The organism is Gammaproteobacteria bacterium (assembly GCA_016705365.1).
Taxonomy (GTDB): Bacteria; Pseudomonadota; Gammaproteobacteria; order Pseudomonadales; family UBA5518; genus UBA5518.
The window spans coordinates 87,065-109,326 of sequence record JADIYI010000009.1; the positions used below are offsets into that span (position 1 = coordinate 87,065).

Genomic DNA, 22,262 nt, shown 5'->3' on the forward strand with positions numbered 1-22,262 from the left:
GCAAGAGCAGGGATTATAGACCAGCAACATGTCCGACCGATCACGACCGATAGACGCGATCATTGCCGATGTGGGCGGCTTCCTGCGCTACCTGGGCGGGCGCATGATCGAGGATCGCTGCCAGCAGACCGCGGCGGCGCTCACCTGGGTGACGCTGTTCGCATTGGTACCCATGCTCACCGTGTTTTATTCGATCCTCTCCCTGGTGCCGGGATTCCAGGCTCTCGGCGATCAGCTCCAGACCCTGGTGTTCCAGCATTTCGTGCCGAGCACCGGCGCCGAGATCCAGCAGTATCTCGCCGGCTTCGCGGAACAGGCGCGCAAGCTGACACTCGCCGGGACGCTGATGCTCGTGGTATCGGCATGGCTGATGCTGAGAACCATCGAACAGGCTTTCAACCATATCTGGCGGGTTCGCCAGGAACGGCGCGGCGTGGCGCGCTTCGTGTTGTACTGGGCGATTCTCAGTCTCGGACCGTTGTTGCTCGGCGCCGGCCTGCTGATCAGCACCTACCTGTTCTCGCTGTCGGTGTTCAGCGCGGTACCACAGACGGAACAGCTGAAATCCCTGCTGTTCGGAGTTCTGCCGGAGGTTCTCACGTTCGTGACCTTCACCCTGATCTTCGTGGCGGTGCCCAATTGCCGGGTACTGCTGCGTCATGCGGCGATCGGCGGACTGGTGAGCATGCTGCTGTTCGAGTCCGGCAAAACCCTGTTCGCCTGGGTGGTGGCCAGGAGCAGCTACACGCTGATCTACGGCGCGTTTGCGGCGCTGCCATTGTTCCTGTTGTGGTTGTACCTGTCATGGCTGGTGTTGCTGGCTGGCGCGGAATTCGTCTACTCCCTGGCCAACTACCGCGGCCAGCGTGCCCTGCAGGTACCCGATCTGTTTGCGGCGCTCGGCGTGCTCGAGCGCTTGAGCCGTCTGCACCGCAGCGGCGGCGTTCTGTGCGACAGCGAGGTCCTCGAGCACGGCTGGCTGCTCGGGCGCTTCACGATCGATCCGCAGCGCTGGGAAATCATCCGCCAGCGGCTGCTCGACGCCCGCATGCTGCGCCTCACGCAGCACGGCGAGTACGTTCTGGGCACGGATGACGGCAGCGTATCGCTGTGGGCGCTGTACCGCCTGATCGGCGCTCCCGAGACGCTGCTCCCGGACGCTGGTCTCGCCGATCTGCCCGCCTGGTATCGCCAGGCCCACACCGCCATCGCACTCGCCGATGCGCGCGCGCAACAAAGCATGGAGCAGAGCCTGCGTGAATTGTTCAACAGTCCGGAGGACATAAATGAGCCCGCGAACTGAGCGCCTCGCGCGCTTGCTGCTGACGATATTGCTGCTGGCCGGCTGCGCGCGCGAACAACCTGCCGACGCACCCGACCCCCTGGCACAGACCCGCGGCGAGTGGCTGTTGATCAATTACTGGGCCGAATGGTGCAAGCCCTGCATCGAGGAGATCCCGGAGCTGAACGAATTCGCACGACTCAACGCCATGCGCGCCCGGGTACTGATGGTGAACTACGACGGTGCCCGCGGTGATGCCCTGCGCGAACAGGCACGGCGTCTCGGGATAACCACCACCCTGCTCGAATCCGACCCTGCCGCACGTTTCGGCTACCCGCGACCACAGGCATTGCCGACGACCTTCGTGATCGACCCCGACGGCAAGCTGCGCGCGACGCTGCTCGGCCCACAGACCGTGGCAAGCCTTGGCGCTGCCACGCAAGCGCCCTGACACGATGTGCCGCCGGGTAATGGCGAGCGGCAAGGTGCAGGGCGTGGGCTATCGCGCATTCGCACGCCGCGCCGCACAAGAACTCGGGATCTCGGGGTATGCACGAAATCTCGCCGACGGACGGGTGGAGATTCTTGCCTGCGGCGAGAACACGGCACTCGAGCGCTTCATCGAGCGGCTGCAACAGGGGCCTAAATGGTCGCGGGTGGAACCGCTCGAGGTGGTCAGCGCCGCGTGCTGCGCCCCCGGATTCTCCACCGCCTGATACGGCATCGGCAGTACGCAGGCGCTCGATCAACTGATCGAGCGGCGGATACAGTGCAACCACTTTCCGGTCCATCGCCCGGGTGCGAAACGATTCCTTGCGCTCGCCCGCGTCCATCTGACCGAAAGCCTGCCTTCGCGGCAACGAGCTCTGGCATTGATTAGGGCAATCGCTATACTTGGAACTGGACAGAAAGGGTAATCCAAGGGGTAGCGAGGCGTGCTTCGGTCGGGCATACGCAATTTTCTGCTCGCGCTGGCGCTATTGCCGGCCGGCAATCCATCGATGGCGGTGGCCGATTCGCTGGCCACTTCAGACCCGGTTCCCGATGCTTACAGCGTGCTCCAGCGCCATGGACTGCTCGAGGCCGCGACGCCGGTGGCGGCGAAAAGCGCACCCGTGATATCGCTGCCTGCTCCTTCGACGCGGCCGAGCCGCACGGTAGCGGTGCCAACCGCCACCTCCCTGACCGAAACCGATGTCCTGCCACGCGCCTATCAGCGTCTGCGCGCACTGGGTTTGCTGAAATCCGAACCCTCCTCCAAGTCCGCGACCGCGCTGATTGCAGACACGCGCCCGAAGGCGGATCGCGTGGTCGTCGACAAGTCCGAACGCAAGCTGTTCCTGATGAGAAATGGTCAGACCTTTCGTGAATTCCGGATTTCGCTGGGCAAGGCGCCCGAGGGACCGAAGCTGCAGGAAGGTGATCTGCGCACCCCGGAAGGCGTCTATACACTCGACTGGCGCAACCCGAAAAGCGGCTTCTACAAATCGATACACATTTCCTACCCGAACGAGAACGATCGCCTGCAGGCACTGAAGCGCGGGGTAAGCCCCGGCGGCATGATCATGATCCATGGCGAGCATTACATTCCCTCGCTCAGCCGCATCTACCGGCTGGCGAGCAAGAAAGACTGGACCGAGGGTTGTATCGCCCTCAACAATGAAGAAATGGATGAGCTGTGGGTCACCGTGGCCGACGGCACACCGATCGAGATTCGCCCCTGAACGACGACTGCCTGCCCGGCGCGCGATGCCAGGCAGGATTTCGCCAAGCGCCCGATCAAGTCACAACCAGGAAATCACCGGCAGCGGGATGGCACCGCAGGCGTCGCGCTGCACCGCACGGCGCAGTAAAACCCTTCCTTGAACACCAAAAACGAGGCGGAACGTTGCGCAAGCCCAAGACAGCAGGGTTATCGAGAACAATCCGACCTACCGCGGGCTGGCGCGAATGGGTCGCCTTGCCGGAGCTCGGCGTCGGCGCCATCAAGGCCAAGCTCGATACCGGTGCCCGTTCCTCCGCGCTGCACAGCAAGAGTATCGAGCGCTTCAGCAGGCGGGGCGCGGAATATGTTAGGGTACTGCTCGATCCCGGCCAGCGATTGCGGCTCAGCGAAACTTTCTTCGAAGCACCCATTGTCGACGAACGCATCGTGACCGACTCCGGTGGCCACCGCGAACGTCGCATCGTCATCGTCTCGACGCTGATGCTCGGCAACATCGGCTGGCCGGTGGAAATCACCCTGACCAATCGCGAGGACATGCGCTTTCGCCTGCTGCTCGGCCGTACCGCGCTGGCGGGCCGCTACACGGTCGATCCCGCCCGATCGTATGTGCTCGGCAAACGCAAATTGGCACTGCCTCGACCAACCCGAACCGGAGAACCGAATTGACCGTGATAGCCCCGCCTGCCAGACCGCTCAAGATCGGCATCCTCTCGCGCAATCCCAAGCTGTATTCCACCCGGCGCCTGGTGGAGGCAGCCCAGACCCGCGGACATTCGGTCGAGGTGATCGACGTGTTGCGCTGCTATATGGACATCACCTCGCACAACCCGACGATTCACTACAAGGGCAAGGAATTCAAACCCAACAGCTTCGATGCAATCATCCCGCGCATCGGTGCCTCGATCACGTTCTACGGCACCGCGATGGTGCGCCAGTTCGAGATGATGAATACCTTTTCGGTCAACGAATCGGTGGCGATCTCGCGTGCCCGCGACAAGCTGCGCTCGATGCAATTGCTTTCGCGCGAGGGCATCGGACTGCCGGTCACCGGCTTTGCGCATTCGCCCGATGACATCGATCACCTGATCAGCGAAGTCGGTGGCGCCCCGCTGGTGATCAAACTGCTGGAAGGCACCCAGGGGCTGGGCGTGGTGCTGGCCGAAACCAAGAAGGCCGCCGAAAGCGTGATCCAGGCATTCATGGGGCTGGACGCCAATATCCTGGTACAGGAGTTCATCAAGGAATCGAAGGGTTGCGACATCCGCGCCTTCGTGATCGACGGCAAGGTGGTCGCGGCCATCCAGCGCACCGCGGCAGAGGGCGAGTTCCGCTCGAACCTGCATCGCGGCGGCAAGGCCTCGCTGATCAAGATCACCCCCGAGGAGCGTTCGACCGCGGTGCGTGCCGCCGGCGTGATGGGACTCAACATGTGCGGCGTCGACATGCTGCGCTCGAACCACGGGCCGGTGGTGATGGAGGTCAATTCATCACCCGGGCTGCGCGGCATCGAGGAGGCCACCGGCATGGACGTGGCCGGCAAGGTGATCGAATTCATCGAAAAGAAAGGCCCTGGCGCCAAGACCCGTACCCGTGGCAAAGGCTAAACCCGACGGCACCGAACTCGTCATTGGCGGCGTGCCGGTCAAGCCCGGCACGCGCGCCAATATCGACATCGCGTTCGCCGCCCTCTACACGCACACCGCGGTCAGCATGCCGGTGCAGGTGATCCGCGGGCGTGTCGCCGGCCCGACACTTTTTGTCTGTGCCGCGATCCACGGCGACGAGATAAACGGCGTCGAAATCGTGCGCCGCCTGATCCGTTCGATCACCCCCGAGCGCCTCAAGGGCACCCTGATCTGTATTCCGATCGTCAACGTGCTGGGGTTTCTGAATCATTCGCGCTACCTTCCGGACGGGCGTGATCTCAATCGCAGTTTCCCGGGTTCGCCGAACGGCTCGCTGACCGCGCGTCTCGCCAACCTCTTTCTCGAAGAGATTATTTCGAAGGCCACCCACGGCATCGACCTGCACACCGGCGGCGGACACCGCGCCAATTTGCCGCATATCCGGGCCAACCTGGACGACCCGCAGGTGCACGCACTGGCGCGCTCCTTCGATGTGCCGGTGCTGGTCAACTCGAGCATGCGCGACGGTTCGCTGCGCCAGGTGGCGGCCGACATGGGCGTCTGCACCCTGCTCTACGAAGCCGGGGAAGCGCTGCGCTTCGACGAGTTCTGCGTGCGCGCGGGGGTGCGCGGCGTTCTGAACGTGATGCGCGCGCTCGGCATGCTGCGCAGGACGCGCAGCGTCCGCCCCGGAACCGAGCCGATGGTGGCGCGCTCCACGCGCTGGGTGCGCGCACCGGGAGCCGGCATCACCCGTTTCGTGACGCCGCTGGGTGCGCGCGTCAAGATGGGCGAGGTGCTTGGCACCATCAGCGATCCGTTCGGCGAGCGCGAGCAGGACGTGAATGCCCCGTGCGACGGCATCGTGCTGGGGCGCAACAACCTGCCGCTGGTCAACGAGGGCGATGCGCTGTTCCACATCGCCCTGTTCGAAAGCAGCCATTCGGTGGCCGAGCAGGTCGAGGCGTTCCAGAACATGCTGTCCGATCCCGACCTGGAGTCGGTCGACAACCAGCCGCCCATCGTCTGAACGGTGGCAGGGATCGGCCTTGTCATGCCCCCGGCACTGCGGGATCGGCCTTGTCATGCCCCCGGCACTGCGGGATCGCCACCGCCAGTACGGCGTCTCGAGCAAGTACACCCCATTCCCCTGCACGGTCACCGTGGGCCGTTTCTCGGCCACCGCAGAGCGCGCGATGGAGCGGCACAGCCGCTCACGCAGTTCGCCCTGGAGCCCCTCGCAGCGCCCGGTCGTGGACCACGGCATTAGCCATCCCTGCCTTGCTGTGACGGATGCGGCCGATCAATCGATCAACCGCCGCGTCGGGACAAGCCCAGCATGCGGAGCAGGCTTTGCCACAGCAAACGGATCATGGCAATGACCGGGTTGAGCGCCCGGGGTTTTTCACGTCCCTGCATCAGCTGTTCGAAAGCGGTGAAGAAATTCCCGGCCATTTCCCTGCTGACCCCGGCGATCATGCGCTGGCCGAGACGTGCGATCTGGCCGCCGACCTGGACCTCGAGCCGGTAATGGATATCGGTACCGTCGCCGCTTTCATTCATCAGCAACTCGGCTTCGCCCACTACAAAACCAGGGCTGCCCTTGCCCTCCAGTCGCAGCTTCAGGCGCTCGGGTTCGTTACGCTCCAGCACATCGAGACTGCCTTCGAAGCGACCGCTGATGGCCGCCAGTTTCAGCTCCAGTACCGCGTCCATATGGTCGGGCCGGGTCTCCTCCAGCGAGGTGAGTTCGGGCATGCTGTCGCGGTAGGTCCGGGTATCGTTCAGGCCCCGCCAGACTTCGCTGATCGCCACTGCCACATGTTCGCGTCCTTCGATGATCATGCCGCGCCAACTTCTAGTTTGATTTTGACCGCGCCACCGCGGCTTCCAACGCCTTCAGCGCCTGCACCTTGAGCAACTGGCGGCGGTAATCGGGCGGCACAAGACGGTCTTCCATCGGATCGGCCTCCGCAATATCGCCGCAGATGCGTTCAAACAATTCGCGGCCGGGCTCAACGCCGACCAGCAGCGACTCGATACTGTGGGCGCGAAACGGAATGATATTGACGCCAGTGACGCCCAGCGTCGCGTTGCTGATCCGCCCCCTGCGATCCATCGTCAACCGGGCCGCGACTCCCACTACCGCCAGTCCCGAGGCCTGGTGGCGCAATTTGCAGTAGGCCGCACCGCTGCGTTTGGCCTGCGCAGGGATAATGATTTCCGTCAGCAGCTCGTCTGCACCGATGTCACTGCTCAGCATGCGCAGGAAAAAATTCTCGGCTTTCACTTTTCGTTTTCCCCTGGCACCCACCAGCCCGGCTTCTCCTTCCAGTGCCAGGAACAGGGCCGGCCAGTCGGCAGCGGGATCGGCATAGGCCAGTGAGCCGCCGATAGTGCCCCGGTTGCGCACCTGGGGATCTCCAATCACACGGGCGGTATCGGTAAAGGCAGGGAAGTCGACCAGGTCGGGGTGATCGATCAACTCGGCGTGCGTGGTGCACGAACCGATATGCAGCTTCCCCCAGCTTTTACTGACACCGCTCAATTGCGCGATACGGCCTATATCCACCACCAGGGACGGTTGGCTGAGACGCGGTTTGAGCGCCGGGATCAGGCTCATGCCACCCGCGAGCACCTTGGCGCCGGGTGTCGTCGCCAACAGCCGGCACGCATCGGCCACGGTCGCGGGAGCTGCATATTCGAATCTGGCCGGTATCATGATTTTCCCTGCTGCATTGCCCGCCACAGTTTGTTCGGGGTGAGTGGCATATCCAGGTGTTTGACCCCAAAAGGGGCCAGCGCATCCACCACGGCATTTACCACGGCTGGCGGCGCGCCCACCGTACCTGCCTCGCCGATACCGCGCGCCCCGAGGGGATTGACCGTCGAGGGTGTTTCGGTGATTTCCACCTCGATCAGCGGCAAGTCGATGGCTCTCGGTATGGCGTAATCGAGAAAGGACGAGCTCAGTGGTTGTGCCATCTCGTCGTAGACCGCCTCTTCCATCAGCGCCTGTCCAATTCCCTGAACGATGCCGCCATGCAGCTGGCCTTCGACGATGTCGGGATTGATGAGCCTGCCCGCATCATCGACCGCGATATAGCGCAGCAGTTTGACCCGGGCGGTATCGGCCTCGACTTCCGCGACGCAGATATGGGTGCCGAAGCAGCTGACGAAGTTGGACGCCTCGAAAATGACCGCGGCCTCCAGACAGGACGCCATCCCCGGCGGCAAATCAACGGGACCGGCAAAGGAACGGTTGGCGACATCGGCAAATGAAATATTGATGGCGGGATCATCGATGCAGCGGAATCTCCCGGCCACCAGCGTCAACCGAGCCGGCTCGAGCCGCAGCATATGCGCCGCAAGGCGCAGCGCCTGGTCCCTCACTTTCTGTGCGGCCTGCAGCACGGCACTGCCTCCCACCACCAGTGAGCGGCTGCCCATGGTACCGTTGCCCTGGGCGACCTTGTCCGTATCACTGTGCAGCACCGCGATGTCCGTCAGTGGCACACCCAGCGTATCCGCCACAATCTGGGCCGTCGTGGTGACAATGCCCTGGCCGTGGGGTGAAGTACCGATCACCACCCGCACCTTGCCGCCGGGATCGACACTGACGATGGCTTTCTCCCAGCCGCCGACCACATATCCCCGACCGCCCGGCACCGAAGGAAATCCTGCACGCCAGACGTGGGTGGCAATGCCAATGCCCAGATAACGCCCCTGCTCCCGTAACAGCTGTTGCTCCCGGCGCATCTTGGCGTAATCGAGCTTTGCCAGTGCCCGTTGCAGGCACAGCTCGTACGCACCGCTCTCATGCACATGACCCGATGGCGTGGCAAAGGGAAACTGCTCGGGCTGAATAAAATTCCGTCGCCGCAGTTGCACCGGGTCCAGCGCCAGTTCCCGCGCGATCAGATCCATGGTTCGTTCGATGAAGTAAGCCGCCTCGGCGCGACCGAAGCCCCGGTAGGGGTCGGTGGGTGTGGTGTTGGTGAAGACGCTGACGATATCGGCCTTGGCGTGGGGGATGCGGTAGGCGCCGGTCATCAGCATCGCCGTCATCATCGCCCCCACCGGAGTAATGGCGTGATAATAGGCGCCCATATCGGCCGTGAGCTTGAAGTGCAGGGCGTTGATCCTGCCATCACGATCCACCCCGGCAGTCAGGTCAACAGTCTGGGCGCGGGCATGGCTGGTCACCAGCATGTGCTCCTGGCGCTCCTCGATCCATTTCACCGCACAGCCCAGTTTCAATGCCAGCGCCGCCGCCAGCAATTCCTCCGGATAGGCATTGTTCTTGGCGCCGAAAGCACCACCCACGTCCGGCGCGATCACGCGCAGCCGGTGTTCCGGAAAATCGAGAAAGCGGGAAAATTCGCGGCGCATCAAATGTGGCGCCTGGGTGGAGAGCCAGACCGTCAGCTGCTGTTCCCAGTGCCGGTATTGAGCCACCACGCCGCGCGTTTCCATGGCGTTCGGGATCACCCGCTGATTTACCAGGCGCTGCCGAATGAGCAGCTCGGATCGCTCGAGAGCGGCATCGGTTTCATTTCCCAACGACATCCGGTAGCCGACATTGTTGCCGATGAAATCGTGCAGTACGGGGGCGTCTTCCTGTAATGCCTTGTCAGGGTCGGCTACCGCTGCCAGCGGCTGATAATCGACACGAATCAGCTCCCGGGCGTCGCGCGCGATATAGCGGTCGCTGGCGAGCACGGCGACGACCCCCTCACCGACAAAGCGCACGCGATCGATCGCCAGGGTGTGATGTTCGGGCGCATTGAAGCCCTCCATTCCGCCGCCACTGGGCACCGGCGGCAGAAACGCCGCCAATTCCCTGCCGGTGTAAACGGCTTGTACACCGGACAGGGTCAGAGCGGCACTCGCATCGATGGCCTTTATGGTGGCATGCGCATAGGGGCTGCGCAGAATATCCAGGTGCAGCATGTTGTCGAGCTGGATGTCGTCAACATAGCTGCCGTGGCCGGTGAGCAGCCGCGGATCCTCACTGCGCTTGATGCGTTGTCCGATCAGGGGTTCGGCTTGCGGTGACGAGATGCTCACTGCGCCGGGCTCCGTGTCTGGCAAACACTGCGGATGGCGTCGACGATATGCTGGTAACCGGTACAGCGACAGCGATTGCCTTCGATGGCTTCACGAATCTCCTGGTCACCGGGATTGCCTTTCTTTTCGATCAGCTCCTGCGCGGACATCACCATACCCGGGGTACAGAAGCCGCACTGCAGGGCATGGTGCTGCTGAAAAGATTTCTGCAATGCCTGCATCTCGCCATTTTTTGCCAGACCTTCAATGGTGGTGATGTCACAGCCGTTGGCTTGTACCGCCAACAGTGAGCAACTCTTGATGGCTTTGCCATCCAGATGCACCGTGCAGGCGCCGCACTGGCTGGTATCGCATCCGATATGGGTGCCGGTGAGACGCAGTTGCTCACGCAAAAAATGCACGAGCAGTGTGCGCGGCTCTATCTCGGCGCTGACCGCCTTGCCATTGACCCGGAATGAAATTTTCATGATCAGTAATCCGATGAAGGTTGCGCAACGTTGAGAGCCCGGATTGGCAGAATCCCGCCAGCAGTTCACGCAGTGCGTCGATATTGCCGGAGGCGGGAGCTGCTCCGCTGCTTTCCACCGCATCTTGTCAGGATTGGCTTTCGCTGGGTAGCCTGTTTATTCTTGCCGCGATCCAGACCACGCCCGGAGGTTTCGATGTCCGAAGATATCGCCACGCTGCGCCGAATCCTCGGCAGCGCTCGCACCATCGCGGTGGTCGGGCTGTCCGCCGAGTGGCATCGGCCGAGCTATTTCGCGGCCAAGTACATGCAGCAGCACGGCTATCGCGTGATCCCGGTCAATCCCCGCTACGAGGAAGTGCTGGGGGAGCGTTGCTATGGTTGTCTCGAGGATATTCCGCAGGCGGTCGATATCGTCGATGTGTTCCGGCGCAGCGCCGATGTGCCGCCGATCGCCGAGAGCGCGATCGCGATCGGCGCGAAGTGCCTGTGGCAGCAGATCGGCGTGATCAATGAGGAGGCCGACGCACGGGTGCGCGCCGCCGGTCTCGACTCGGTGATGGATCGCTGCGTGAAGATCGAGCATGCGCGGGTATTCGGCGGCCTGCACTGGCTCGGGGTGAACACCGGGGTGATCTCGGCAACACGGAGGGCCTGAACATGAGCGATCACGTATTCCAGCCCGAAACCCTGGCGATCCACGCCGGCCAGGTACCCGACAAGGAAACCGGGGCGCGCGCGCTGCCGATCTACCAGACCACCAGTTTCGTGTTCGACAGCGCCGATCACGCCGCCAGCCTGTTCAACCTGCAGACCTTCGGCAATATCTATACGCGGCTGTCGAACCCCACCGTCGCGGCGCTGGAGGAGCGCGTGGCGGCGCTCGAGGGCGGGCGCGCCGCGATTGCGAGCGCCAGCGGCATGGCCTCCGAGGCGATGGCCCTGATGACCCTGCTCGCGCAGGGCGATCACGTGGTCGCGGCCGGCGCACTCTATGGCGGCACGGTGTCGATGCTCGCGGTCAACCTCGCCAGGTTCGGTATCACCACCACCTTCGTCGATGCCACCCGACCCGAGGCATTCGCCGCCGCGATGCAGCCGAACACCCGCGCGGTATTCGCCGAGAGCCTCGGCAATCCGAGCCTCGCGGTGCTCGACATCGCAGCGGTCGCCGAAGTCGCGCATGCCCACGGTGTGCCGCTGCTGATCGACAACACCGTGCCTTCCCCGTTTCTGTGCAACCCGATCCGTCTCGGCGCCGATATCGTGGTGCATTCGGCCACCAAGTACCTTGCGGGCCACGGCACCACGCTCGGCGGCGTGATGGTCGAGAGCGGCAAGTTCCCCTGGGACAACGGCAAGTTTCCCGGCATGACCGAGCCTTCGCCGGGTTACCACGGGGTAAAGTTTTTCGAGACCTTCGGCGATTTCGCCTGCACCATGCGCGCGCGCATGGAAACGCTGCGGGTGTTCGGCGCCACTCTCTCGCCAAACAGTGCCTGGCAGATACTCCAGGGCGTCGAGACGCTGGGCCTGCGCATGGAGCGTCATTGCCGCAACGCGCTCGCGGTGGCGCGTTTTCTGGCCGCCGATCCGCGGGTGGACTGGGTCAACTTTCCGGGTCTGCCCGGTCACCCCCAACACGCCCTGCTCGGCAGGCAGATGCGCCAGGTCGATGGCCTGCCCGGCGGTTCCGGCCTGCTCGCCTTCGGCGTGAGGGGTGGCCTGGCGGCGGGTGTCAGATTCATCGAGGCGGCGCAGTTCATGAGCCATCTCGCCAATATCGGCGATACCCGCACGCTGATCATCCACCCGGCCTCCACCACCCATCGCCAGCTCGACGATGCGCAGCAGCGCGCCGCCGGCGTGCTGCCCGACATGGTGCGCATATCGGTGGGCCTCGAACATATCGACGACATACTCTGGGACATCGACCAGGCATTGGACAGGGCAAACGCATGAGCACGATCTACGAGCAGGATCTGGACAAATGCGCGGCGAATTTCGTCGCGCTGTCACCGGTGAGTTTCGTGGAGCGCAGCGCCGAGGTATTCGCCGATCTGCCGGCGGTGATCCACGGCCAGCGTCGCTACGACTGGGCCGAGACCCGCGCGCGATCGGCACGGCTCGCTGCCGCGCTGCGTGCGCTCGGCGTGGGCCGTGGCAGCACGGTCAGCGCGATGCTGGCCAATACGCCGGAAATGATCGAGGCCCACTATGCGGTGCCGGCGCTGAACGCGGTGCTCAACGCATTGAATACCCGCCTCGATGCCCGGCTGCTCGCCTGGCAGATGAACCATTGCGAAACCGCCGTATTGCTCAGTGATCGCGAATTCGCGCCCGTCATCGGCGAGGCGCTGGCGCTGCTGCAATCCGAACACGGTCGCACGCCGGTGGTGATCGATGTCTGCGACAGCGAGTACACGGGCGCGGGCGAGCGCCTCGGCGCCCATGAATACGAGGCGCTGCTGGCGGCACACGATCCCGTGCCGACGTTGGAGGGACCGCGCGACGAATGGGATGCAATCGCGGTGTCATACACCTCCGGCACCACGGGTGAGCCCAAGGGCGTGGTCACCCATCATCGCGGGGCTTATCTCAACGCGGTCAGCAATGCCCTCACCTGGAGCATGCCGCAGTTTCCGCGCTACCTGTGGACCCTGCCGATGTTTCATTGCAACGGCTGGTGCTTTCCATGGACCGTCGCGTTGCAGGGCGGTACCCATATCTGTCTGCGGCGGGTCGAGGCCAGGGCCATTTTCAAGGCCATGCGTGAACACCGCGCCGATCACTACTGCGCCGCACCGATCGTGCACAACCTGTTGATCGCGGCACCCGCCGCCGAACGTGCCGGCATCATTGGGCCGGTGCGGGCAATGGTCGCGGGTGCCGCACCACCGGCGGCGATGATCGACGGCATGAAGAAGATCGGTATCGATCTCACCCACACCTATGGCCTGACCGAGGTCTACGGACCGGCAACCGTCGCGGTCAAGCGCGAAAGCTGGGACCGCGAAAGCCTGTCCGAGCAGACCCGCCTCAACCAGCGCCAGGGCGTGCGTTACGCGCTCGAGGAAGGCATGACGGTGCTGGATCCGCAAACCATGCTCGCCACCCCTGCCGACGGCGAAACCATGGGTGAAATCATGTTTCGCGGCAATATCGTGATGAAGGGTTACCTGAAGAACCCGAGTGTCACCGAAAAATCGTTTGCCGGCGGCTGGTTTCACACCGGCGATCTCGCGGTGATGGAAGCCGATCGTTATGTGCGCATCAAGGATCGCAGCAAGGACATCATCATCTCCGGCGGCGAAAACATCAGTTCGCTCGAAGTCGAGGACGCGCTGTACCGTCATCCCGCGGTAATGGCCTGCGCGGTGGTGGCGCATGCGCACCCGAAATGGGGCGAGACGCCGCTCGCTTTCGTCGAACTGAAGCCCGGCACGAGCGTCAGCGTCGATGAACTGTTGAGCCACTGCCGCGAACTGCTGGCCGGCTACAAGATTCCGCGCGACATCCGCTTCGAGGAAATTCCCAAGACGGCGACCGGCAAGATCCAGAAGTTCGCGCTGCGCGAGCGGGCCCGCACATCGGATCTGTAGGCCGGCGCACCGATGCCATCGACCACCGTGCCGCCGCGAATCATTACCTTGCTCATTGCGAGCCTCCCCGGGAATTGACAATCATTGCACCGCCGCACGCTGCTGGTTCAGGGCAAGGTCATTGGGCGGATTTTCCACGCAGCGGGTGCCCGCGGGATCGTAGATATAGGCCACGCAGCGATTGCAGCTGGTGCAGCCCGAGCGATCCAGCTCACCGCTGCGAAACTTGTTGACCAGCGCGGTATCGTGAATCAGCGCCCGCGCCATCACCACGCACTCGAAGCCCTCGGCAAGCGCGGTTTCGGCGGCGTCCATCGATTTCACACCACCGAGATAGGCCAGCGGCATCTTCACCGCCGCGCGAATCCTGCGCGAATGCTCGAGCAGATACAGCTCGTGAAACGCGAGATCAGCCGGGGTCCCCATGGAGCCTGCTTTCAGTGCGAGGCGCGTCAACGGGCTGCCCTTCACCACCTTGCCCATCTCCTCCATGTTCATCGCGCTGCCGAACATGAACCATACGGATTCGACATTGCGCCCGCCCGAGAGCACCAGCAAATCGGCGCCGGCCGCTTCCAGCGCCGCGGCCGTCACGCAACCGTCATCGGCGGTGGCGCCGCCAGGCACGCCATCGGCCACGTTGATCTTGGCGATGATCGCCATGTCCTTGCCCACCGCGTCCTTGACCGCGGCCAGTACGCTGGCTGGAAAGCGCACCCGGTTCGCGGGGCTGCCGCCGTACTCGTCGCGACGTCGGTTATCGAGCGGCGAGATGAACTGGTTCAACAGATAACCGTGCCCCATATGCAGCTCAAGGGCGTCGAAACCCGCCTCGCGCGCAAGTCTTGCGGCCGCCACGAATTCGTTGCGCACCTGGTCCATGTCCGCCTGGTTCATCGCGCGCCGACGCCAGTTGCCGGCCAGCAATCCGCCCTTGTTGAGTCCGCTCACCGAACTCATCAGCGCCCCCTTGACCTTCATGCCGGTCACGAAGGAGCCGCCATGGGTAATCTGCGCCGAGATCGCGGCGCCCTCGGCATGCACCGCATCGGTCAGCGCCCGCAGATCGGGCAGGATCTGCGGGCGCATCCAGATCTGGTTTGGCAGGGTGCGACCGACCTCGCTCACCGCGGCGTAGGCGACCGTGGTCAGCGCGACACCGCCGCGCGCGAGATCACCATGGTGGCGGACCAGCGCGCGGGTCGGGGCGCCATCCAGGCACATCGCCTCGTTGGCGCCGGATTTGATGAAGCGGTTGCGCAGCCGCAACGGCCCGATCTGTACGGGTTCGAACAATTCGGAAGTCGTGCTCATGTATTTGCCCCTCCATCAACTTTGCCGAGTATTGCCAACAGTTCCGGTGTCACTTGCGGCCGTTGCAGGCCGCTGAGGTGTGCCGCCCGATTGCGCGCGAATTCAGCGGTCATCTCCGGGTGGGTCGATACCCAGAATTCACCATCCGCGATCTGAGTGAGGATCCTTGAAGCGGCTTCGCGCGGACTGATGCCGGCATCCTGCAGCATGCCATGCATCAGCCCGCGGTGCTGCACGGCCATATCCGCCGGACTACTCTTCGCGTCATCGAAAATACGTGTCGCAACCAGCCCCGGCAGAATCGCCGAGACCCGCACCGCGCTGTTGATGAGTTGCATTTCCATACTGAGGCATTCGCTGTAGGACAGCACCGCGTGCTTGCTCAATATATAAGAAGTCTGCAGCGGCATCATGCCGAGACCACCGATCGAGGACACATTGGCGATATAGGCCGGTTTGCCGCTGGCGATCATGCGTGGCGCAAACGCCCTCACTCCGTGTATCACGCCGTGAATGTTGACGCCAAGCGTGCGCTCCCAATCCGCCGCGGACAACTCCCAGCTGAACCCGAGGGTCTCGATGCCGGCGTTGTTCACCAGCAGTCGCACATCGCCCCAGTGCTCATGCACGCTCGCGGCCAGGCGATCCAGCGCCGCCGGATCGCACACATCCGTCTCCACCGTCAGCGTCTCGGCACCGCCGCCACGGATCTCCGCCGCCACCGCCTCGATACGCGCCAGCGAGATATCGGCCAGCACCACTTTCATGCCGAGCGTCGCGGCATGCCGCGCCAGCCCCTCGCCAATTCCCGAGCCCGCACCGGTGATCACCGCGACACCGCCGCCGAAGGCTTGCAGCTGCCTGTCCATCGTTGTTGTTCTCCTTTACTCTCGGTTGGAGTCGGGGGCGAACATAGCACGATTGCGGCCCGCGCTTGCAAGCCCACGGCATTGCACCAACCATGGGGGGGGTATCCCGCCGCGGGCAACAAACTGCAATAATCGCGGTGTTCGGGGTAGCGCAACACGCGGGAGCATCTTCATGGATCAGGGTTCGCAACGACTGCGGGGAAAAATTGCCATCATCACCGGCGCGGCGCAGGGCATGGGCGCCGAGCATGCACGCGTATTCGTGGCCGAGGGTGCGCGCGTGGTGCTCACCGACCTGGAAGAGGCCAGCGGTCGCGCACTTGCCACCGAACTCGGCGAGTGCGCACTGTTCCTGCGCCAGGACGTGAGCAAGGCCGAGGACTGGGACCGGGTGCTGGAGCAGACCCGTGCGCACTTCGGACCAGCCAACATCCTGATCAACAACGCCGCGATCTATTTCATCGGGGCCGTCGACGAGGCGCAGCCCGAGCGGGTGCGCAAGCTGCTCGACATCAATGTCTTCGGCTGCTGGCTCGGCATCAGCCGGATCGCACCGATGATGCGCGAAGCCGGTGGCGGCTCGATCATCAACCTGTCATCGCTGGCCGGCGCGCGGGGCATTCCGTGGCACAGCATCTACGGCATGTCGAAATGGGCGATCCGCGGCCTGACGCGCTCGGCCGCGCACGATCTCGGCCCCGACGGGATACGCGTGAACGCGGTGCTGCCCGGCGCGATCGAGGGCACCGGCATGCACAGCGGCGAGGCACCCGATGCGGCACTGCTGCAGGCGATACCGCTGCGCCGCTCCGGGCGCAAGGACGAGGTCTCGCGACTGCTGGTGTTTCTCGCCTCCGATGAAAGCGCCTATATCACCGGCGCGGATCATTTCATCGATGGTGGTCGTGCGACCTGGTGAACGCCGTGACCGATATCGTCGGCGCCGTTCACCGCAACTCGATTTCCACCGCGCCCAGCACCCCTTCGGTCAGCGGATAACCGAAGGGATAAGCACCGGCCGGCGAACCGGTATCCATGCCGACACCAAAGGTTTCATCTATCGAGAAGAACGCCGGGGGTGTAGCCGGCAGACGGGCAGTACCCTGCTCCTGCCCGTCGACCAGCAGACGCAGCGTGCCGCCCTTGGCGTAGCCCTCGCCAGCGTAATCGAAGTCGACCTGCAAACGATGCATGCCGGCGCTCAGCGGCTGGTGCGCATCGATGCGCACGCGGCTCACCTCGAACACCCGGTACTCGAACACCGGCTTGCCCTCGGCATCGAGATACAGCGACCAGCCCGCACCCCTGCCGCCCTCGGTCGCGATCACGCCATGCGCGCGGCTTGTCGGAAGTTCCAGCTCCGCAAACAGGCTCCAGGAACGGTTGAGGATCGGCGGAGCCTCTTTCTCCGGGATACCGATTGCGCCGGGATAGTAACGGAACCGGGTACGATCCGCATTGAGACTCGGCATCGGCGTGCGCGTACCGGAGGCATCGCGTAACGGCAGGATACCCACCCGGGCCGCTTCGGTGTCGAACAGTTTGCGCAACGCCGCGAGCTTGGCTGGCTGCTGCGCGGCGAGGTCCCGGGCCTGGCTGAAATCCTCGTCCAGGTGGTACAGCTCCCACGGGTCCGCGGAAAAATCGCGTCCCTGATCGCGCAGCCCGACGGTCCATGGCAAGCCGCCATGAAAGGCCGAGGCCATCCAGCCATCGTGGTAGATCGCGCGATTGCCGAAGACCTCGAAGTACTGCGTGCGATGTTTCTCCGGTGCATCCGCGCTGGAGAAACTTGCGACCAGGCTCGTCCCGTCCATCGGCAACTGCGTGACCCCGTCGACACTCGCCGGCGCCTTGATATGCGCGGCTTCCAGGATCGTCGGCACGATATCGTTGACGTGTCCGAACTGGCTGCGCAGCCCGCCATGCTCGCGGATGCCAGCGGGCCAGCTGACCACCATCGGGTTGCGCGTACCCCCGAGATGCGAGGCGAACTGCTTCATCCACTGAAACGGCGTGCTCATCGCCCAGGCCCAGCCGGCCGGGTAGTTGAGGTAACTGTCCGGTCCGCCGAAATCATCGATACGGGAAAGCTTGCGTGCGACCGGCTCCGGCAGGCCCTGCAGCGTGCCCATGTAGTTCACGGCGCCGAGCAATCCGCCCTCCCCGCTGCCGCCGTTATCACCCACGATACAGAAAATCAGCGTGTCATCGAATTGGCCCGCGTCTTTCAGCGCCTGCACCAGCCGGCCGACCTGCGCATCGGTGTGCGCCAGGAAGCCCGCGTAGACTTCCATCATGCGTGCCGCCACGGCGCGCTCGTCGGCACCCAGTTGCTCCCACGCTGGCAGCAGATCCGGTCGCGGCGTCAGCAGCGCGTCGGGCGGAATCACACCTTGTGCCTTCTGGCGCGCGAAAATGGCGTCACGCATGGCATCCCAGCCGGCATCGAACTTGCCGCGATAAGGTTCGATCCACGCGGCAGGTACCTGGTGCGGCGCGTGCGTGGCGCCGGGCGCGAAATACAGAAAAAACGGCTTGTCTGGCGTCACCGCATGCTGCAGCCGCAGCCAGCGTACCGCCTGCGTCGCCAGGTCTTCGCTCAGATGGTAATCCGGGCCGGCCGGACGCAGCACCGGTGTCGTGCCCTCGTAGAGCGTGGGCTCGAACTGATCGGTTTCGCCACCGAGAAAACCATAGAATTTCTCGAAGCCCACGCCGGTCGGCCAATGATCGAAGGGGCCGCTGGACGATATCTCCCAGTCCGGTGCGAGATGCCATTTGCCGAAGGCCGCGGTGTTGTAACCGTTGCCGCGCAGGATACGGGCGATGGTCGCGGTTTCTTTTTTCAGCACACCGGTATAACCGGGGTAACTGTTGGCGACATTCATGACCGTGCCCACACCGGTGACATGCGCATCGCGACCGGTCAGCAACGAGGCCCGCGTCGGCGAGCAGATCGCGGTGGTATGAAAGCGGTTGTAGCGCAAACCCGCGTTGGCCAGCGCTTCGAGAGCCGGGGTATCGATCGGCCCGCCAAAGGTGCTCGCGGCGCCGAAACCCACATCATCGAGCAATACCACGAGCACATTGGGCGCGCCCTGCGGCGCCCGCAGCACCGCGATTTCCGGCGGCGCAATCTCCGCGGACTGTGCCGCGCACATCCACGCATTTGCCAACAGCAGCAGGGCCAGTCCGATCCGCCATGTCCGATACCGTGCATGACTCATGGGCGCCACCTCCGATGCGTGACAAATATCAGAACTGGTCCGGGCGCAGCATCGCATCATGCCCGCCGTCGACGAATAGCACCGACCCACACACGAACGAGGCTTCCGGACCGAGCAGGTAGCTCACCGCCGCCGCGATATCGTCGGGCTTGCCGGGGCGACGCAGCGGGATGCTGGCGAGGAACGCCCGAATGGCATCACCCATGGCGGGATCCTTCGCCACCTGCTCGGTCATCGGCGTCTCGGTATAACCGGGTGCGACCGCATTCAGACGCACACCGAGAGCGGCATAACCGGGGGTATTGCGGCGCATCCAGCGGGCCAGCGCCAACTTGGATCCGCTGTAGACCGGATGACCTTGCATTCCATTGGCCAGTGCCCGGGCCGCTTCCTCGTTGCCCTCGAGCAGGCGATTCACAAACTCCTCGCTGGTTGGCATCGGTGCGGAATTCGACGAAATCAGCACCACCGCACCCTTGTGCGCCGCGACCAGGTCTTTCAGCCCCTCGACCACATCCACCGCACCGAAATAGTTCACGCTCGCCACCAGTGCCCGATCCGGCACATGACCACCGAGGCCGGCACAGGCAACAATGCCATCGAGCCCGGCACCCGCGCGGCTGCGAATACCCTCGATCGCCGATTCGCGGCCCGCCCGGGTTCCCAGGTCGGCGATCACGTCGGCATCCTTCACGTCGGCCACGATGACCGTGTGCCCTGCCCCGCGCAGCCGCTGCTTGATTGCGGCGCCGATTCCGGTGGCGCCGCCCGTCATGGCATAGATACCCATGTTTTCCGCTCCTTTCCTCGCGTTGGTGGTGCCCGGACAACCGCCCGGTGGTGGCGCCATCTTGCACCGCCCGGAAGGCAATTGAAAGAACACGAGCGGTCAAAGTCGCCGTCAAAACGGTTCGCCGGCAACCCGGACCAATGGCCCGCGAGTTGCCGAAATTGCTTATCGAAATCGAACGCTTGCGCTAAAGCCAAAACTTCGCGAGCGGATTACAGTAGACTTTCGATACGCGATCATCGCAGTTCCGATCGACACCCCGACCACGATAAGCAAAGAGGATCGACCATGAACTATTTCCTGACCGGCGGCACCGGCTTTATCGGCCGTTTCTTTGTCGAAAACCTGCTGTCCCGTGGCGGCACCATCCATTTGCTGGTGCGGGACTCCTCCCGTCACAAGCTCGATGAACTGAAAGCACGTTTCCCGGTGGCGGCCGAGCGCATCATCGGCGTCAGCGGCGACATCACCGCCAACGGTCTCGGCATCGCCGCCACCGATATCGCGCAACTCAAGGGCCGCATCGATCATTTCTTCCACTTCGCCGCGATCTACGACATGGGCGCCAGCGAGGAGAGCCAGCGCCTCGCCAACGTCAACGGCACACTGCACGCGGTGCGCACGGCCGAGGCGCTCGGCGCCGGCTGCTTTCACCACGTCAGCTCGGTAGCGGTGAGCGGTCTCTACCGCGGCAGTTTCCGCGAGGACATGTTCGAGGAAGCCGAGAATCTCGATCACCCGTACTTCCGCACCAAGCACGACTCCGAAAAGATGGTGCGCGAGAAGTGCGGCATCCCGTACCGGATCTATCGCCCCGGCGCGGTAATCGGTCACTCGCGCACCGGCGAGATCGACAAGATCGATGGCCCCTACTATTCGTTCAAGATGCTGCAGCGCATCCGCAACACCTTGCCGAAATGGATGCCGTTGATCGGGATCGAGTCGGGCCTGAACAATCTCGTGCCGGTCGACTACGTGGTGAATGCGATCGACTATCTCGCACACATCGAGGGACACGACGGTGGTTGCTTTCACATCACCGATACCGAGCACTACTCGACCGGCCAGATGATGAATATCTTTGCCGAGGCCGCGCACGCGCCGCAGTTCACGCTGCGCTTCGACCCGAAGATATTCAACTTCATGCCGACCGCGCTGGCCGATCTGCTCGCCAAGCTGCCGCCGGTCAAACGGCTGAAAAGCGCGATATTCGAACGCATCGGCATGCCCGAATCGGCCGCGATTTTGATGAAATACGAGACGCGCTACGACAGCCGCCAGACCCAGCGGCTGCTGGAAGGCAGCGGTATCAAGCCGCCGAAACTCGCGAGCTACGCGGCGCGGATCTGGGATTACTGGGAACGCAACCTCGACCCCGATCTGTTCATCGATCACACGCTGGAAGGGCAGGTCAGGGACCGCGTGGTGCTGATCACCGGCGGCTCGGCCGGTATCGGCAAGGCCCTCGCCATACGTCTGGCTGCCTCCGGCGCCAAAGTGGTGATCACCGCACGCAAGCAGGAAGCACTCGAGGAAACCTGCGCCGAGATCCGCGCCGCCGGCGGCCAGTCATACAGCCATGTCTGCGACGGCGCGGACTTCGAGGCGGTCGATCGTGTGATGCAGCAGATCGAGACCGAGCACGGCGGCGTGGACATACTGATCAACAATGCCGGCCGTTCGATCCGGCGCTCGGTATCGCTCGCCTATGACCGTTTTCATGACTTCGAACGCACGATGCAGCTCAATTACTTCGGCGCGCTGCGCGTGATCCTGCGGGTACTTCCCGGCATGGACCGGCGTCGTCACGGTCACGTGATCAATATTTCCTCGATGGGCGTGCTCGGCCACCCGCCGCGCTTCTCGGCCTATATCGCCTCGAAATCCGCGCTGGAGGCGTTTTCCCTGTGCGCCGCGGCGGAGTATTCGGACCGCAATATCCATTTCACCAATATCAACATGCCGCTGGTGCGTACCGCGATGATTGCACCCACCAAGATTTACGAATACGCTCCGGCACTGGAGGTGGACGAGGCCATCGACCTGATCGTGGATGCGATCATTCACAAGAAAGCGCGCGTGGCGACCGGGATGGGCCGGGTGCAGCAATTGATCGAACTGCTGTTCCCGAAGTTCTCCGAGATCACCAACAACGCGACCTACCGCATGTTCCCGGATTCCGAAGCCGCCAAGGGCCTGCCCGCGCCCGCGGCGCCGCCGGAAGCCACCAGCGAGCAGATTGCAATGGCGGCGCTGATGAAGGGCGTACATTTCTGAGCACGGGAGAT

Annotated in this window: 20 protein-coding genes; 12 read left to right on the top strand and 8 right to left on the bottom strand. The window is 63.7% G+C overall.

Annotated elements, in window-relative coordinates:
• Positions 1 to 28 precede the first annotated feature (28 nt).
• The 7 genes from IPF49_18555 to IPF49_18585 all read left to right on the top strand — a co-directional run bounded on the left by IPF49_18555 (position 29) and on the right by IPF49_18585 (position 5,663).
• Positions 29 to 1,303, top strand: coding sequence for a YihY family inner membrane protein (locus tag IPF49_18555; GenBank protein ID MBK6289590.1), 1,275 nt, complete (start codon positions 29 to 31; stop codon positions 1,301 to 1,303).
• A complete protein-coding gene (locus IPF49_18560; GenBank protein ID MBK6289591.1) occupies positions 1,287 to 1,733 on the top strand; it encodes a TlpA family protein disulfide reductase in 447 nt (148 codons plus the stop codon). Before IPF49_18555 ends, IPF49_18560 begins: the two co-directional genes overlap by 17 nt.
• A gap of 4 nt (positions 1,734 to 1,737) precedes the next feature.
• Positions 1,738 to 1,998 carry an acylphosphatase gene (locus IPF49_18565; protein MBK6289592.1) on the top strand — a complete coding sequence of 87 codons (261 nt, stop codon included), beginning with the start codon at positions 1,738 to 1,740 and terminating at the stop codon, positions 1,996 to 1,998.
• A 285-nt stretch (positions 1,999 to 2,283) separates the two neighbouring features.
• On the top strand, positions 2,284 to 3,006 hold the full coding sequence (locus IPF49_18570) for a L,D-transpeptidase family protein (protein MBK6289593.1): 723 nt from the start codon (positions 2,284 to 2,286) through the stop codon (positions 3,004 to 3,006).
• 200 nt (positions 3,007 to 3,206) lie between these two features.
• Positions 3,207 to 3,674, top strand: a complete 468-nt coding sequence (locus IPF49_18575; GenBank protein MBK6289594.1) for an ATP-dependent zinc protease — start codon at positions 3,207 to 3,209, stop codon at positions 3,672 to 3,674.
• Positions 3,675 to 3,679: 5 nt separating this feature from the next.
• A complete protein-coding gene (gene rimK, locus IPF49_18580; GenBank protein ID MBK6289595.1) occupies positions 3,680 to 4,612 on the top strand; it encodes a 30S ribosomal protein S6--L-glutamate ligase in 933 nt (310 codons plus the stop codon).
• Positions 4,599 to 5,663, top strand: a complete 1,065-nt coding sequence (locus tag IPF49_18585; protein MBK6289596.1) for a succinylglutamate desuccinylase/aspartoacylase family protein — start codon at positions 4,599 to 4,601, stop codon at positions 5,661 to 5,663. Before rimK ends, IPF49_18585 begins: the two co-directional genes overlap by 14 nt.
• Before the next feature lie 281 nt (positions 5,664 to 5,944).
• Here IPF49_18585 and IPF49_18590 read toward each other — a convergent pair whose 3' ends face one another.
• The 4 genes from IPF49_18590 to IPF49_18605 all read right to left on the bottom strand — a co-directional run bounded on the left by IPF49_18590 (position 5,945) and on the right by IPF49_18605 (position 10,170).
• On the bottom strand, positions 5,945 to 6,478 hold the full coding sequence (locus IPF49_18590; GenBank protein MBK6289597.1) for a carbon monoxide dehydrogenase subunit G: 534 nt from the start codon (positions 6,476 to 6,478) through the stop codon (positions 5,945 to 5,947).
• A gap of 13 nt (positions 6,479 to 6,491) precedes the next feature.
• Positions 6,492 to 7,355: a xanthine dehydrogenase family protein subunit M gene (locus IPF49_18595; GenBank protein MBK6289598.1), complete on the bottom strand. Its 864-nt coding sequence runs from the start codon at positions 7,353 to 7,355 to the stop codon at positions 6,492 to 6,494.
• Complete coding sequence (locus tag IPF49_18600; protein MBK6289599.1) at positions 7,352 to 9,586, bottom strand: xanthine dehydrogenase family protein molybdopterin-binding subunit; 2,235 nt, start codon at positions 9,584 to 9,586, stop codon at positions 7,352 to 7,354. The genes IPF49_18595 and IPF49_18600 overlap by 4 nt, the downstream gene beginning before the upstream one ends.
• 113 nt (positions 9,587 to 9,699) lie before the next feature.
• Positions 9,700 to 10,170, bottom strand: coding sequence for a (2Fe-2S)-binding protein (locus IPF49_18605; protein MBK6289600.1), 471 nt, complete (start codon positions 10,168 to 10,170; stop codon positions 9,700 to 9,702).
• Between the two features lie 195 nt (positions 10,171 to 10,365).
• On the opposite strand from IPF49_18605, the gene IPF49_18610 reads away from it, so the two are divergent.
• From IPF49_18610 to IPF49_18620, 3 genes are read left to right on the top strand one after another with little or no spacing between them, the layout of a single operon-like run.
• Entirely contained in the window at positions 10,366 to 10,827 is a 462-nt protein-coding gene (locus tag IPF49_18610) for a CoA-binding protein (protein MBK6289601.1), read from the top strand.
• A 2-nt stretch (positions 10,828 to 10,829) separates the two neighbouring features.
• Positions 10,830 to 12,131 (top strand): O-acetylhomoserine aminocarboxypropyltransferase/cysteine synthase, encoded by a 1,302-nt coding sequence (locus IPF49_18615; protein ID MBK6289602.1) that lies wholly within the window; start codon positions 10,830 to 10,832, stop codon positions 12,129 to 12,131.
• Positions 12,128 to 13,771, top strand: a complete 1,644-nt coding sequence (locus IPF49_18620) for an acyl-CoA synthetase (protein MBK6289603.1) — start codon at positions 12,128 to 12,130, stop codon at positions 13,769 to 13,771. The genes IPF49_18615 and IPF49_18620 overlap by 4 nt, the downstream gene beginning before the upstream one ends.
• A gap of 81 nt (positions 13,772 to 13,852) precedes the next feature.
• Here IPF49_18620 and IPF49_18625 read toward each other — a convergent pair whose 3' ends face one another.
• Both IPF49_18625 and IPF49_18630 read right to left on the bottom strand, forming a co-directional pair.
• On the bottom strand, positions 13,853 to 15,085 hold the full coding sequence (locus tag IPF49_18625; GenBank protein ID MBK6289604.1) for an NADH:flavin oxidoreductase: 1,233 nt from the start codon (positions 15,083 to 15,085) through the stop codon (positions 13,853 to 13,855).
• Entirely contained in the window at positions 15,082 to 15,954 is an 873-nt protein-coding gene (locus IPF49_18630) for an SDR family NAD(P)-dependent oxidoreductase (GenBank protein MBK6289605.1), read from the bottom strand. Before IPF49_18630 ends, IPF49_18625 begins: the two co-directional genes overlap by 4 nt.
• A 172-nt stretch (positions 15,955 to 16,126) precedes the next feature.
• Here IPF49_18630 and IPF49_18635 point away from each other — a divergent pair, with 172 nt between their 5' ends.
• Positions 16,127 to 16,873, top strand: coding sequence for a glucose 1-dehydrogenase (locus tag IPF49_18635; protein ID MBK6289606.1), 747 nt, complete (start codon positions 16,127 to 16,129; stop codon positions 16,871 to 16,873).
• A 28-nt stretch (positions 16,874 to 16,901) separates the two neighbouring features.
• Here the strand turns inward: IPF49_18635 and IPF49_18640 are convergent, their stop codons facing one another.
• Positions 16,902 to 19,184, bottom strand: coding sequence for an arylsulfatase (locus IPF49_18640; protein MBK6289607.1), 2,283 nt, complete (start codon positions 19,182 to 19,184; stop codon positions 16,902 to 16,904).
• Positions 19,185 to 19,212: 28 nt separating this feature from the next.
• Complete coding sequence (locus tag IPF49_18645; protein ID MBK6289608.1) at positions 19,213 to 19,974, bottom strand: SDR family oxidoreductase; 762 nt, start codon at positions 19,972 to 19,974, stop codon at positions 19,213 to 19,215.
• Positions 19,975 to 20,262: 288 nt separating this feature from the next.
• Between IPF49_18645 and IPF49_18650 the strand changes: the two genes are divergently transcribed.
• Positions 20,263 to 22,251 (top strand): SDR family oxidoreductase, encoded by a 1,989-nt coding sequence (locus IPF49_18650; GenBank protein ID MBK6289609.1) that lies wholly within the window; start codon positions 20,263 to 20,265, stop codon positions 22,249 to 22,251.
• Positions 22,252 to 22,262: the final 11 nt, after the last annotated feature.